The organism is Pseudomonas sp. URIL14HWK12:I6 (assembly GCF_000514195.1).
In the GTDB taxonomy this organism is placed as follows: Bacteria; Pseudomonadota; Gammaproteobacteria; order Pseudomonadales; family Pseudomonadaceae; genus Aquipseudomonas; species Aquipseudomonas putida_A.
Genome location: NZ_AZVL01000002.1, coordinates 457,472 through 471,506 on the forward strand (window position 1 = coordinate 457,472; position 14,035 = coordinate 471,506).

Annotated in this window: 17 protein-coding genes; all 17 read left to right on the forward strand. The window is 60.0% G+C overall.

Annotation, left to right across the window (positions count from 1 at the left end; all coding sequences use genetic code 11):
• Window positions 1–246 precede the first annotated feature (246 nt).
• The 17 genes from H043_RS0105745 (at window position 247) to H043_RS0105825 (ending at window position 14,029) form a co-directional block, all read left to right on the forward strand.
• Window positions 247–822 carry a DUF642 domain-containing protein gene (locus H043_RS0105745; RefSeq protein WP_027611050.1) on the forward strand — a complete coding sequence of 192 codons (576 nt, stop codon included), beginning with the start codon at window positions 247–249 and terminating at the stop codon, window positions 820–822.
• A gap of 74 nt (window positions 823–896) precedes the next feature.
• A complete protein-coding gene (locus tag H043_RS0105750) occupies window positions 897–1,238 on the forward strand; it encodes a phage holin family protein (RefSeq protein ID WP_003222183.1) in 342 nt (113 codons plus the stop codon).
• Window positions 1,239–1,310: 72 nt separating this feature from the next.
• Entirely contained in the window at window positions 1,311–1,832 is a 522-nt protein-coding gene (locus H043_RS0105755) for a hypothetical protein (RefSeq protein WP_027611051.1), read from the forward strand.
• A 3-nt stretch (window positions 1,833–1,835) separates the two neighbouring features.
• Window positions 1,836–2,444: a phage baseplate assembly protein V gene (locus tag H043_RS0105760; protein ID WP_027611052.1), complete on the forward strand. Its 609-nt coding sequence runs from the start codon at window positions 1,836–1,838 to the stop codon at window positions 2,442–2,444.
• Window positions 2,445–2,458: 14 nt separating this feature from the next.
• On the forward strand, window positions 2,459–2,791 hold the full coding sequence (locus H043_RS0105765) for a phage baseplate protein (RefSeq protein ID WP_003222189.1): 333 nt from the start codon (window positions 2,459–2,461) through the stop codon (window positions 2,789–2,791).
• Window positions 2,788–3,783, forward strand: coding sequence for a baseplate J/gp47 family protein (locus tag H043_RS0105770; RefSeq protein ID WP_027611053.1), 996 nt, complete (start codon window positions 2,788–2,790; stop codon window positions 3,781–3,783). Before H043_RS0105765 ends, H043_RS0105770 begins: the two co-directional genes overlap by 4 nt.
• The gene (locus H043_RS0105775; protein WP_027611054.1) at window positions 3,780–4,415 is read left to right on the forward strand and encodes a phage tail protein I; all 636 of its coding nucleotides are present in this window, start codon (window positions 3,780–3,782) and stop codon (window positions 4,413–4,415) included. Before H043_RS0105770 ends, H043_RS0105775 begins: the two co-directional genes overlap by 4 nt.
• A complete protein-coding gene (locus H043_RS0105780; protein ID WP_027611055.1) occupies window positions 4,416–6,818 on the forward strand; it encodes a phage tail protein in 2,403 nt (800 codons plus the stop codon).
• A 1-nt stretch (window position 6,819) separates the two neighbouring features.
• A complete protein-coding gene (locus H043_RS0105785; RefSeq protein ID WP_027611056.1) occupies window positions 6,820–7,248 on the forward strand; it encodes a hypothetical protein in 429 nt (142 codons plus the stop codon).
• 101 nt (window positions 7,249–7,349) lie between these two features.
• Window positions 7,350–7,535: a hypothetical protein gene (locus tag H043_RS0105790; RefSeq protein WP_027611057.1), complete on the forward strand. Its 186-nt coding sequence runs from the start codon at window positions 7,350–7,352 to the stop codon at window positions 7,533–7,535.
• Window positions 7,536–7,537: 2 nt separating this feature from the next.
• Complete coding sequence (locus H043_RS0105795; protein WP_027611058.1) at window positions 7,538–8,704, forward strand: tail protein; 1,167 nt, start codon at window positions 7,538–7,540, stop codon at window positions 8,702–8,704.
• Window positions 8,704–9,210 (forward strand): phage major tail tube protein, encoded by a 507-nt coding sequence (locus tag H043_RS0105800; protein WP_027611059.1) that lies wholly within the window; start codon window positions 8,704–8,706, stop codon window positions 9,208–9,210. Before H043_RS0105795 ends, H043_RS0105800 begins: the two co-directional genes overlap by 1 nt.
• A gap of 233 nt (window positions 9,211–9,443) precedes the next feature.
• The gene (locus H043_RS0105805; RefSeq protein ID WP_027611060.1) at window positions 9,444–10,025 is read left to right on the forward strand and encodes a phage tail assembly protein; all 582 of its coding nucleotides are present in this window, start codon (window positions 9,444–9,446) and stop codon (window positions 10,023–10,025) included.
• 128 nt (window positions 10,026–10,153) lie between these two features.
• Complete coding sequence (locus H043_RS0105810) at window positions 10,154–12,403, forward strand: phage tail tape measure protein (RefSeq protein WP_027611061.1); 2,250 nt, start codon at window positions 10,154–10,156, stop codon at window positions 12,401–12,403.
• A complete protein-coding gene (locus H043_RS0105815) occupies window positions 12,403–12,786 on the forward strand; it encodes a phage tail protein (RefSeq protein WP_027611062.1) in 384 nt (127 codons plus the stop codon). Before H043_RS0105810 ends, H043_RS0105815 begins: the two co-directional genes overlap by 1 nt.
• On the forward strand, window positions 12,779–12,991 hold the full coding sequence (locus H043_RS0105820; protein ID WP_027611063.1) for a tail protein X: 213 nt from the start codon (window positions 12,779–12,781) through the stop codon (window positions 12,989–12,991). Before H043_RS0105815 ends, H043_RS0105820 begins: the two co-directional genes overlap by 8 nt.
• Window positions 12,992–13,000: 9 nt before the next feature.
• Window positions 13,001–14,029: a hypothetical protein gene (locus H043_RS0105825; RefSeq protein ID WP_027611064.1), complete on the forward strand. Its 1,029-nt coding sequence runs from the start codon at window positions 13,001–13,003 to the stop codon at window positions 14,027–14,029.
• Window positions 14,030–14,035 lie beyond the last annotated feature (6 nt).

The window sequence follows — 14,035 nt, forward strand, 5'->3', positions numbered from 1 at the left end:
TAAAGCACCAAGAGCAGTTATCCGGCGGGCAGGGACCGCGGTCGGAAAAACAATTTGAATGGACTCGTACCGCGCCAGTAGCGCCGAAAAGTCAGCTTCCTTCTCGGATACGGGATTTGAAGGAAGGCGAAGGAACGCATTACTGAAAAGCCCGGCGTAATGCCGGGCTTTTTGGAATGCCTACCTTGTTCGCAATAACCCCTGAGGCATTACCCATCAATCCTTTCACGGAAGAGAAACCCGAATATGTTTAAGAAATATCTTGCTCCGTTCCTGGCCAGCGCAATGTTGCTCGGTGCAGGCACGAATGTGCTGGCAGCCAACTTGTTGGTCAACGGCAGTTTTGAACAGTCGACCTGCGGTGGTGGCTGCATTCTGGACACTCCCGCCAAAACCAATGCGATCACCGGCTGGACAACCTTTCTGTCCGGTGCCGAGTACTTCAACATGCCAAATGCAATTGGCGGCTCCGTCGCAGCCGACGGCGTGATGATCGTAGATCTGGCCAATTATGTTTATGGCAATGGTGGCGGGATTCAACAGAACTTCGCCACGACCATCGGGGCGAAGTACCGACTCACCTTCAGCGCAGGTAATTCGCGGTTTGCCAGCCGCTCCGGTGACGGTGTCATCCAGGTCAAAGTGGCCGGGCAAACGTCGACGTTCAATACCCCGACGGCTAAAGGTGTTGCAGTGGAGTGGAGCACCATCACTTACGAATTCACCGCCATCACAGCGCAGACAACGCTCGCGTTTTTCAACGAGCAAAACCCGAACGCCAACTTTGCCTTTATCGATAACGTCATTGTTGAGCGCCTGTAGCGCCCATAACCGGGGAGCAGCGTGGGTTGGCTTTTCACCGTTCTTTATTCATCCGCACTTACAGGAGGCGTGACATGACAAACGAGCAACAAGCGTTGGCGGACATGCCGATCTGGCTGGTCATCCTCCTCGCTGTAGTGGGAGGGGTGTCCGGCGAAATGTGGCGCGCCGACAAGGAGGGCGCCCGCGGCTGGTCATTGCTGCGGCGTCTGGCCCTGCGCTCCGGCGCCTGCATGATCTGCGGCGTCTCGGCGATCATGCTGCTGTACGCCGCCGGGCTATCCATCTGGGCCGCCGGTGCCTTCGGTTGCCTGACCGCCATGGCCGGGGCCGACGTGGCCATCGGTCTGTACGAACGCTGGGCCGCCAAGCGCATCGGCGTCTGCGAAGTTCCCCCGCCGCGCGATCCCCAGTAACTCAACACTTTCCTGCCTCGCTGCAACTGATGCGGCGGGGCTGCGCGTGGACAATTGAAAAGGAGGTCATGCATGCCCGCACCGATCCAGCAGCCTTCGCAGCTGTTCACGGCGATGGCGACAACCTTGCGCAACAGCGACGGCCTGAATCTGCAGGTTGGCAATCACGACGACTTCACGGCACCCGGCGCTCAGGCCTGGGCGTTGATCGACTTCGACCGTAATGCACCGGGCGCACGTGCCGCTGACGGGCGTATCGCCCACGTCATGACGGTGTCGCTGCAAGTCATTCCGGCACTTTCTGCGAGTGCATTTGCCGCGTGCGATCTGATCGCCGTACTGAAAAACCTGATCACCGACAACCGTTGGAGCCTGCCCGGCGCTCAATGTGATCTGCCGATGAATATTGATGGTTTGCCGTCAGTGCTCACACGCGCCGATCAGCAATACAAGGCTTGGACCCTGACTTTCACCCAGACCCTCTATCTCGGCCCGACCTTGCTCGACGACCCGCTCGGCACGCCGAAATTCGCCCGTACCTGGGAAGTCAGCAACATCGATGACCCCGACCAATACACCGCGCTGGAGGCTTGACCGATGTTCGACGCATTACTGCGCATGCAACTGGGGCCGATCATCGAGCGGCTGGCCGAGATGGAAGCGGAAATCGACGACCTGCACCGACGCGCCGAGAATTTCTGTCGCATCGGCGTCTGTCAGGCAGTCGATGCCGCGAGCAACACCTGCCAAGTCAGCCACGGAGGATTGCTCACGCCGGCGATCAAGTTCTTCAACCCGAGCGCCGGAGCGCAGAGCGAGTCACGAATTCCCAGCGTGGGCGAGCAGTGTCTGCTGCTCAACTACGGCAGCGGTGAAAGCGGCGCGCAAAGCGTGGCGTTGTTCGGCTTGAACAGTGACCGCTTTCCACCGACGGCGACGGTACCGACGCTGACGCGCCGGGTGCACGTTGATGGCAGTGAAAGCGGCTACGACGACGCCACACACATTCTGCACTGGCAGAACGGCCCGGCGGCTTTCACCGGTTCTCGCGAATCGCTTGCACTGAGCATCGGCCCGGCGCAACTGACGATGACGCCACAGCTGATCAGCCTGCAACTGGGCGGCGTCGGCCTGAGCATCGACGCCCTGGGCGTGCACTTCAGCGGCCCGTTGGTGGATCACCAGGGCCGCGTCATCAGCCCCTGAATCAAGAGCTACCCATGATCGGAATCGATAGAGACTCCGGGGCCACGGTCGACGACTGGCTGCAGTTTGTGCAGCGCGCGACCCGGGCCCTGACCACGCCGCTGGGCACCCGGCAAAAAAGGCCCCTTTATGGCTCGCTGATCCCCACGCTGCTGGGGCAGAACCTCGGTGACGACGTTCTGCTTCTGGCCCAGAGCCACGCGGCTCAGGCGTTCTACAACGCGCAGAACGGGATCAGCGATTTTCAGCCGAGCGTGATCGTCGCCAGCCGTCAGGGCGCCGGTCTGCTGCTGCGTTTCGCCGGCACCTGGAAAAACCGTCAACAGACATTCGAGGTCGTGACATGAGCATGTTGATCCCCGGCCAGAACCAATTGGCCGAACCGGCGCTGATCACTGTCGACGCCTTCGAAGACTTGCTTGCCGAGTTCAAGACCTTCGTTGTCGAATACGTCGGCACCCGGGCGCCGGACAGCGCGGCGAAACTCAAGACCAGCCTCGATAACGAAAGCGAATTGCTGACCCTCGCGCTGGAAGCTTTCTGCGTGCGCCTGCAAACCCACGAACGCAAATACAACGCCCGTATCAAGCAGATGCTGGCGTGGTGGGCGACCGGCAGCAACCTCGATGCACGGCTGGCGGACATGGGCCTTGAAAGGCAGTTGCTCGATGCGGGTGACCCTGCGGCATTCCCGCCGGTACCACCAATTTATGAAAGCGACGACGACGCCCGGCTGCGCTATTACCTGGCACCGCATGCCCCGGCTGCGGGTTCGCGAATGCAGTATCGCCGCGAGGTATTCACCCTCGGTGAACGGCCAACGGTGAAGGTCGAATCCAGCGATGGCGGTGTGGTGAACGTCACCTACACCTTCAACCCAGACGGCCTCGCTGCACAGGTCAAGGACGGCAACGGTCGGCGCACGGCGCCGGGCGAGGTGCAGGTCACGGTGCTGTCGCGAGACGGCGATGGCACTCCGTCTGCAGCGTTGCTGGATGGCGTGCGTCAGCACTTCGCCCGCCCTGATGTGCGGCCGGAAACCGACCTCGTCACGGTCAAGGCTGCCGACATTCACCGCTACAAGATTCGCGTGGTGACGAAGATCAATTCCGGCCCCGACTCGGGCCTGACCAAAGTCGCCGCGCAGCAACAATTGCAGGCCTACGCCGACAGTTGCCATCGCCTGGAAGGGCGGGTCGACCCGAGCTGGATCGACTACACACTGCACAGCGCTGGCGCCGTGCAACTGCAGATTCTTGAACCGCTGGAGCCGATCATCACCAGCGCCTTCGAGGCGCCGTACTGCACGGCAGTCGAGGTCGAGGTGCTGACACTATGAGTGAGCCAACGCATAGCCCGACGTTGCTGCCGGCCAACAGCTCTCCACTCGAACGTGGACTGGATCTGGGCTTCGGCGCACTGCTTGATCGCATCGCGCCGCCGTTTCCCGAGCTGATGAATCCGAGCGAAACGCCAGTGGCATTCCTGCCGTATCTGGCAGCGGATCGCGGCGTCGCCGAATGGAGCACCAGCGCACCGGAAACGGAAAAACGCCTGACCGTCGAACTCGCCTGGCCCACCGCGCGCCAAGCCGGTACTCGCAAGGCACTGGAAAACGCGGCCAAGGGTTTGCAACTGCGCCCCGAAGTCCGCGCCTGGTACGAACAGACGCCGCCCGGCGTGCCCTACAGCTTCAGCGTGCGCGCCTTCAGCGAGCAACCCTACAGCGCAGAAATCGATGCCCGTCTCGACCGACGCCTGGCCGATGCCAAGAGCGAGCGAGACATTCTTTCGGTAACGGTTGGCTTGAGTGCGTTTGGCAGTCATTGCATCGCCGCCGCGACTTTCTGCGGTGAGTTGACGACGGTTTATCCGGTGTTCATCGAGGGGCTCGAAACCTCTGGCGAGGCGTTCATGGCTGCCGCGATGTACACCGTCGAAACATCCACTATTTATCCTCAGGGGGCCTGAATGGCTGACTATTACACCCTGCTCACCAACGCAGGGATTGCCTACGAAACGGCGTGCAAGGCCGCGGGTACGCCGATCAAGTTGACACAGATTTCCGTCGGCGACGGCGGCGGGGCGGTCTACAACCCGGCCGCGACCGCCACCGCGCTGAAGCGTGAAGTCTGGCGCGGGCCGCTCAATGCGCTGTTCCAGGACGAGAAAAATCCGAGCTGGCTGCTCGCCGAAGTGACCATTCCGCCGGACGTTGGCGGTTGGTACGTGCGTGAAGCGGGGTTGTGGACCGACACCGGGATCCTCTACGCCATCGTCAAATATCCGGAGTCGTTCAAGCCAGTGCTGGCCACGTCGGGTTCGGGTAAAGAGTTCTATATTCGCTCGATTTTCGAGACCAGCAATGCGTCGTTGGTAACGCTGCTGATCGATGACACGGTGGTCAAGGCCACACGTGCCTGGGTCATGAGTTACCTCGCCGAAGAACTCGGCAAGCTGGATGGCAAGCAATCGGTGCGCGTCGCGGCGTCCAGCAACATTGTGTTGAACGGTGCGCAGCAAATTGACGGTGTCGCCGTGATTGCCGGTGACCGCGTGCTGCTGGCGAACCAGACCCTGGCCAAGGACAACGGCCTGTGGATCGTCGCCAATGGCGACTGGGTGCGGGCGACTGATGCCAACAGCAGCGCCAAGGTCACGCCGGGCCTGACGGTCATGGTGGAGGAGGGCATGGCGAACGGTGATTCGCTGTGGCACCTGACCACGAATGCGCCGATCACCCTTGGTACCACCGCACTCACGTTCAAGATGTTGGCGGGGCGCACCGGGATTGCTGCCGGGACTTACAAGAGCCTGACGGTTGATGAATATGGTCGGGCGACGGCAGGTGCGAATCCTGAAACGCTGGCCGGTTTTGGCATCAAGGATTCCTACACCAAGGCTGAAGTCGAGGCGTTGATTGCCAAGGCGTCGGCGTTGCCGGTAGGTTCGATTGTCGCGTTTCCGGTTGATGCACCGCCGCCGGGTTTTCTGGAACTGGATAACAGCGTCAAGAGCAGTGCGACTTACCCGGACTTGAGCGCTTATCTGGGCGGCAAGTTCAACAAGGGTGATGAGGGTGTTGGGAACTTCCGGTTGCCTGAGGCGCGTGGGGAGTTCTTGCGCGGTTGGGATCATGGGCGTGGGGTGGATGCCGGGCGAGCTCTTGGAAGTTGGCAGGCTGATTTAATCAAGCAGCATGTTCATGACATGTCTGCGATTGCGACGACTACCGTAAACTCGGGAATCAGCGGTGGTGTGTCTTATGCCGCCGCTCGAGAAGATAACAATGCCTCGGGGGTCACGACGCGCATCAACGCAACAGGCGGTGGTGAAACCCGCCCGCGCAACATCTCTGTCATGTGGTGCATCAAAGCCTGGAACGCCCCGGTCAATCAGGGAACCATCGATGTTGCCGCACTGGCCAAGGAAGTCGAACGACTCAAGTCCGCCGTTCCCGTGGGTGCTGTTTTGGCATTCCCCACCGGGATTGTGGCGCCGGGTTATCTGGAGCTGGATGGCAGCGTACAGAGCATTGCGACTTATCCGGATCTGGCGGCTTTTCTCGGTACCACTTACAACAAGGGTAACGAGGGGGCGGGTAACTTCCGCTTGCCGGAGTCGCGCGGTGAGTTCCTGCGTGGCTGGGACCATGGGCGTGGTGTGGATGCTGGAAGGGGTGTCGGCACGACTCAAGCAGAGGCATTTGCAGCGCACAACCACCGCTATTTTGATGGCACTGCTGCGACCTTTGATCCTGCAGGTAATTGGCAGGCAGGCAATATTAATGGTGCGGCAGCGAGTATCTCAGTGGGTGCATTTCTTTCCACGGTAGATAGCGGTTCCACTATGCAGATGGTGAACGCCCAGAATACGGTGAACACTGGCGGAACTGAAACCCGCCCCCGCAACCTCGCCGTCATGTGGTGCATCAAGGCCTGGAACGCACCGGTCAATCAGGGAGGCATCGATATCGCGGCTCTGGCCGTTCTGTCGCAACAGGCCACTGAAACCAACCAAGGCACAGCGAAAGTCGCTACCCAGAATCAAACCAATGCAGGAACCGACGATACAGTCATCGTATCGCCGAAAAAGCTGCGCCTCGGATTCGAGATCAATCTCGCTACCAATGGATACATCATTTTCCCCTCGTGGCTCGGTGGCTTGATGCTGCAATGGGGGTTGGCGAACATGCCGGGGACATCCGCAAACTTCAGTTTCCCAATTGCCTTCCGTAACAACGTCTTTCAAATGATAGCTACTGATGGGGGTGGGGGTGCCCATCCTTTGGGTGTAAGTCCAGTAACGACCGGCTTCACCGCTTGGAGTAACGTGGCGACGACGAACCTCCGCTATCTGGCCATAGGTAACTAAAATGCGTTATTACAGCAAATCAACAGACTGCACTTATTTGGACCGTGTGCATTCGGTGATGCCGGATGACGTAATTCAAATCAGTGATGCCCTCTATCAGGAGGTCTTTGCCAATCCCGCGTTCGGAAAAGTCCGAAGTCAGGATGAAAACGGACTGCCGATCTTGATTGATTCGCCGGAATTGACTTCAGAAGAGCGAGCAAAGCAGGAACGCAGTTGGCGAGACAAACAGATCAATAGTGTTCTTTGGTTGCGCGAACGTCATCGCGACCAACTCGATCTGAACCAGACAGCATCGCTGACAACTGAGCAGTTTAGTGAACTGTTGATCTACATTCGCAACTTGCGCGACTGGCCCCAATCGGCAGCTTTTCCATCGCCAGAATCGCGTCCGGTCGTGCCCTCCTGGATCGCTGAGCAGCCTCAGTAAACGCCCCGCACCCCGGGGCGTTTTCTTGTCCGCTTAAAACAAATCAACACCCGCCAAGCCCCTCCCCACGAGGGGCTTTCCCGTTTATGGAGAAACGAAAAATGGCAACCCGCCAAACCTACACCGTGCTCGTTCCATTCCCCACCGGCGGTGGGCACTGGTCGAGCGTCGGTCAAGACCTTGATCTGCTCGACGTCGAAGCCAGTGCCTTGTACAGCGCCGGTCGACTGGAACTGAAAACACCCACCACCCAGGCCAAAAAGGCCGCTGCCAAGAAGGCTGACTAACCATGGCTGAGGTTTTGAACTTCGAGCACAACGGCATTACCGTCAATGCCACTGAATCCCCCGAGGCCATGGGTGGCCTGGGTGACAACGTCATCGGTCTGGTCGGCACCGCGCCGAAAGCCGATCCGCTGATTCCGCGCAACGCACCGTTCCGCATCAACAGCTTCACCACCCACGCGCTGCTCGATCCGACCGGCGCCGAAGAGGGCACGCTGTATCACGCGGTTTACCAGATCCTCAAAGTGGTCAAGGTGCCGGTGTACGTGGTGATCGTCGAAGCGGGCGCGACCCCGGCCGACACCGTTAACGCAGTGATTGGCGGTGTCGATCCAACCACCGGCCGCAAGCTCGGTCTGGCGGCACTGGGCAGTGTCCCGGAAGACCTGACCATCATCGGCGCGCCGGGCTTCACCGGTACCAAAGCAGTGGCCAGCGAGTTCGCTTCGTTCGGCAAGCGCATCAAGGCCCGTGTGGTGCTGGATGGCAAGGACGCGTCGGTCGCTGATCAAGTGACTTACAGCCAGGAACTGGGTGGCGCCGACCTCGGTTTCGACCGTTGCCTGGTGGTGCACAACATGCCGGCCGTGTACTCGAAAGCGGCAAAGAAAAATGTGTTCCTCGCGCCGTCCAGTCTGGCGATTGCCGCACTGGCCAAGGTCAAGCAGTGGGAAAGCCCGGGCAACCAGGTGACCTACGCCGAAGACGTGTCCCGGGTCGTTGAATACAACATCCTCGACACCTCCACCGAAGGCGATCTGCTCAACCGTTACGGCGTCAGCTACTACGCCCGCACCGTGCTCGGCGGCTTCTCGCTGCTGGGTAACCGCTCGATCACCGGCAAGTTCATCAGCTACGTCGGCCTCGAAGATGCGATCAGCCGCAAGCTGGTCAAGGCCGGCCAGAAAGCCATGGCCAAGAACCTGACCAAGTCGTTCATGGATCAGGAGGTCAAGCGTATCAACGACTGGCTGCAAACCCTGGTCGCCGACGAAACCATTCCTGGCGGCAGCGTCTACCTGCACCCGGAACTCAACAGCGTCGAGAGGTACAAGAACGGCACGTGGTACGTGGTCATCGACTACGGCCGCTACGCGCCGAACGAACACATGGTTTATCAACTCAACGCCCGCGATGAAATCATCGAGCAGTTCCTGGAGGACGTTCTCTAATGTTTACCAACCGCGTAAGACAGGCCATCGCGGCCACCCTGCAAGGCCTGCCGCTGTCGGCGACCGTTGAGGAATTCACGCCACCGAAGATCGAATTCGACGTGGAAGAAATGCGTGGCGGCCGCTTCATCGTCGAAGAAATGGCCAAGGGCGGCAAAGCGCTCAACGCCAAGCTGACCCTGCAAGGCATGGGTGCAGAAGTCATGCTCGCACTGGGCGTGAAGCTGGGCGACGACATCCTGCTGAACGTGCGTGAAGCCGGTCAGGATCAGGACGGCAACACCTGGTTCACTTATCACACGGTCGGCGGCAAGCTGAAATCCCTTGAAGAAACCGCAGTGAAAATGGGCGAGAAACCCAAGACCAACCTGGAGCTGTCCTGCCGCACCTACAACCGCCTGGAAAACGGCGTACCGGTGATCGACATCGACGTGCGCACCCAGAAGTTCGTACTCAACGGCGTCGACATCCTCGGTGATGCGCGTCGTGCGGTGTTGATGCCGTAACCCCGTAAGCAAGCCCTGCACCAAAACTTGTGGGAAGGAGCTTTTGTGGTGAGGGGATTCATCCCCGATGGGGCGCGAAGCGGCCCCAACATTGAGTTGGCAATTTAGCGGATACCGCACCCATCCATAAGCGGGGCTGCTGCGCAGCCCATCGGGGATGAATCCCCTCGCCACAAAGGTTTCTTCTCCCAAGTGCTGCAACACCCCCTCAAGAATCACCAAGGAATTCATACATGTCGTGGATGCCACCCAAGCATGACCTGCTGTCGCCGATCACCGGCGACGACGGCGCGCAGATCGAACAGATTCAGCTCAAGCCGCTGTTCTACGCCGCGCAGAAAGAAGCGCTGGAACGCGCTGGCGATGATGAAGACGATCAGTTCTTCGAACTGGCGCTGCTGGCCACCGGCCTGTCGGTCAAGGAACTCGACCAGCTCAAACGCCCGGACTACGTGAGCATCGCCCAGTACGTGCACGAGATGTCGACCCGTCCGGCGTCGTACTTTCTGGAGCAGGTCGAGGACGCGGAAAAGTCCGACGATCCTGACGAAGTGCAGCTGCTGCAACCGCTCGCCGTGACCGGCCGCACCGTGACCTCGCTGTCGCTGGAAATGCCCGCACTGCGCGCCACCAAAGTGATGAAGAAACTGAAAACGGCCAAGGAACGCGCCGAGTTCATCACTGCCCACTGCACCGGTCTGATGATCCCCGATCTGGCCCAGTTGAGCGTCCCGGACTGGACCCAATTGCAGGTGCGCATCGACGATTTTTTAAACCAGCCGGCGGCCTACTTTCGGAACGCGACATCGAAGTAATCCTCGATATCGTCCCGCTCATTTACCCGGTAAGTGAAGCGGAGATTCTGGAATGGGACGCCGAAAAGGCGTTGCGCCGCTACGACATAGCGATCACTCGCCTTGGCGTGAAACAGGAGTAGAGCGGCATGGCAGAGAACAAATACGCGCTCGCATACGCCGGTGAGAGCGGCACCCCATCTGGCGGAATTACCCTGCCCGATAACCTCGGCAAACCGCTGCAGGATCTGAACCTGACACTGTCCCTGGCAAGCGTGGATATTCGCTTGCTGACTCAGGAGCAGATCAAGCTGCGCGAGCTGCTGGTCAGCCAGCAATCGTTGTTCAAGGTCGTCGCGGCGGCGCCAGCGGCCAATAGTGAACCGAAGTCGAAACTCAAAGCGGAAATCGAGCAGCGTCCGCCACCGAAAAAGCTTCAATCGGCGATGGCTAACGAGACCGCGCTGGTTGAACTCAATCAGTTGATTGGGCTCAACAAAGACCAGCTTCAAGCGCATTCAGAGCAAACCCTCGAACTCGCGACTCAGCGATCAGTTGCAGCCAGTGGCGCGACGGGGGCGGATCTGTTGCAAATCCAGCAGGTCGGGGCGCGATCTGGTATTGCCGATGGCGCCAAGGGTGATCAGCGCGCGACAGAGCTAAGAGCGTATTCCGGCGACGCGGCGATCAATGCCACAGCCTTCCGGATTGACGTCAAGGCCGCGGGGGAAATGCTCGCGGTCTGGCGTTCCTCCTTGAAGCTGGATCGATACCAGGGACAGGATCTGGCCGATGCGGTCAGTTACCTGGGCAGCAGCGGTCTGGATGCCAAGCCTGCCGATATCGGCGCGGTCGTTCAACGCTCTGGCGAGAGTGCTGTGGCATCGGGAATGACACCGGAACAGGTGGCAGCGTTTGCCACTGCGCTGTTGAACAGCGGGGCCGACAAGGACGGTGCCAGTGCGGCATTGAAGAGCTTCACGTCGGTTTTCGGCAAAGGAAACGCGGCGTCAACCGAACAGCGTTCGGCGATGACCCGGTTGCACCTGGACCCCGACTCGTTAACTGAGAAGATGCGCACGGATGCGCCAGGTGCCATTGATTCGGTGCTCGCGGCGCTCAGTAAACAATCCGTACCCGAACGTGCAGCCACGGCGAAGACGTTGTTTGGCGAGAGCAGTACCAGCATTCTTGAGTTGTTGAAGAAGCCCGACGACGTCAAGACAGCCTTCACGCGAGTGTCCGACAAGCACCAATATGCAACCTCGGAGCTGGGTTCCGGCGGCGGTGCCGCGACGAAAACGGCCGAAGCCTTTGGCGATACGTCACAAGGGCGCTGGAATGCGCTGGATGCGAGTCTTAATCGCTTGTCGACGGCGGTGGGGAATGCACTCGCGCCCGTGACTGACGCGCTGGCAGTGTCGCTAACGGCTGTGGTCAATGGCTTGAGTTCAGCTGCTGAAGCACTGCCGTTTCTGGCGGCTGGCCTCACACTTGCCGGTGTGGCCGCCATGCCGTTCGTCGGCGGTGTACTGAAGACCGGGGTCGCCTCGGTGCTGGATGCGGTCAACTCGAAACTGTTGCGTCTGGCGACGGCGCGATTGCCCGCCGATATTGCCGATGTGATCAATGGCGGTGACGACGGCGGCGAGGGGCCTAAAAGAAAGCGCCCCGGTCGACGCGCACCTTCCCGCGCGCGGTCTCGTGCTCCTTCCTCTGGCGCCGGTCGAGGCGGACGTTTGAGCACGATGACGGCCAAAATCGCCCCGATGTTTGACGATGCGATAACCCGCGTGAAAATGGTCGGCGAGATGGCCAAAAGCATGCGCCCGAGTTGGCTCAGCGGCGCGACTGCCAAGCTCATGCCGCTGGTCGAGGGCGCCAAATCCAAGCTTCTACCGCCGCTGGTCAAATCATTGCCCGCCTTCAAGATGGGCGCGCCGCTGGCGATCGGTCATGCCGCTTACGCAGGTTTGAAGGGCTGGCGTGACGGCGATGATCAAGCTGTCAAAGGTGCTGCCGGCGAGTTGGCTGGAACTGCGATTGGCGCCACGATCGGCTCGTTCATTGCACCTGGTATTGGCACATTCATCGGCGGCACTCTGGGCGGGATGCTCGGCTCCTATGTGGGGGAACAATGGGGGAAACCTGCCGAGGACAAACTCGCGCCCCCCGCGCAAGTAGCCAGGGATCTGTCCAGCGCTCAGACGCCACTCCCCAACTTCACTTACTCGCCGTTGGTGCAGATCAGCGGCAGTGATGCGCTCAATGCCGAAAAAATCGGCGATGTGGTTTCGCAGGTCATGCGCAACCATTTCGATAGCGCATTCACACCCGCCTTAGGCGCCAGCGCACTCGCCACCCGCCGTGACGCAGCCCTCACCGATGGAGTCGCCTGATGAAACAACAAATGGCACTGGGCGGTTTCATCTTCGGCCTTTCGCGCGACTTCGCCTACAGCTCGCTGGCGCGCAAGTCCGACGGAGGCTGGAGCGAAATCCAGATTCTCACCAGCAAACCCAAGTCCAGCCAGACCGGGCAAAAACCGGAAACCCTGACTATCACCGGCAAGTCGATGTACGCCGTGGCCATGAATCGGCTCGACGAATTGCGCGCCTTGCAGGCCCAGCGTATCCCGCTGCCGTTGATTGACGGCATCGGTCGCAACTGGGGGCTGTGGCGAATCAACAATATTCAGGAAAACCAGAGCCAGGTCATCGATGACGGCACGGCAATGGTCGTTGACTGGGTTATCGAGCTAGCGGAGTTCAACAATGCGTAAGGTACGAAGCGTGGCTGGTGATTCGGTGAATCTGCTGCTCTACCGCGAAACCGGGCGCAGTGATGACACCGCCGAAGAGGTCCTGTGGATACTCAACCCGACCCTGGCCGAACACGGCCCGATCCTGCCTGCGGGTGTTTGGGTCACGTTGCCGGAACTCGACTCGAAACCGGCCACGATCAAACCGCTCACGGCCTGGGATTAAGGAGGTTGCATGGCACTGGGTTTCACCCCGGCGGTAAGACTCTACGGGGCCCATTCGGCCCTGCTCAATCAACGCCTGATCAGTTGGGAACACATCGATGCTGCCGGTTTCGAGTCCGATCAACTGACGTTGACCATCGATCTTGAAGGCCTCGAAGGGCTGCCGGATCTGGGCGGGAAAATCGGCCTTGAGGTCGGTTATCTGGAGTCGGGAATGGTCGACAAGGGCCAGTTCAAAGTGACGCGCCTGACGCCGACGCTGTTTCCGTTCCGCCTGACGCTGGTGGCCACGGCGGCGCCGTTCAGCAAGGATGATGAGACAGGCTTCAAACAACGCCGCACGGCCAGTCATGGCCCGACAACACTGGGGTCGCTGTTTCGCGAACTGGTGTCGAGCCATGGCTTTTCACCACGCGTCGCGCCCGAGGTGGCGATGATCAGGATCGAGCACGTCGACCAGTCCAACGAAACCGACATGAGCTTTCTGACGCGACTGGCGAAAAAGTACAACGCGGTGACCAAACCCTACAACGACGTGTACGTGCTGGCCCGTCCCGGCCAGACCAAATCGTTGTCGGGCCAGGTGCTGGCGGACGTGACTTTGTCGGTGACCAGCAACAACCGTCCCGGCGATCACGCGTTCGTCAGCGCCACGCTGGAGGAGTCTGCCCGCGAGCAGACCAAGGGTTGCAAGACCTGTTTCTGGGATGGCGCTGCTGGTGTGTTGCGCTGGGTTGAAACGGGGCTTGCGCCGTTCAAGACCCTCCGCCAGAAACAACCCAGCGAAGCCGATGCGATCGCCGTCGGCGAAGGCGAAGTGCGCAAGATGCTCCGGCAGAAATACAAGGTGAAGATCACCTGTCCCGGCAATCCACTGCTGGCGGCCGAAGGTCTGGTGCTGCTCGATGAGACCTGGCCGGACTTCATGCGTGGGCGCTGGTCGATCGAAAAAGTCACTGCCAGTGGCAATCGAGAGAACAGCTATCGCTGCGTGATCGATGCCGCATGCCTCGACCCGAAAGCCGCAGCCAAGGACTGATTCACT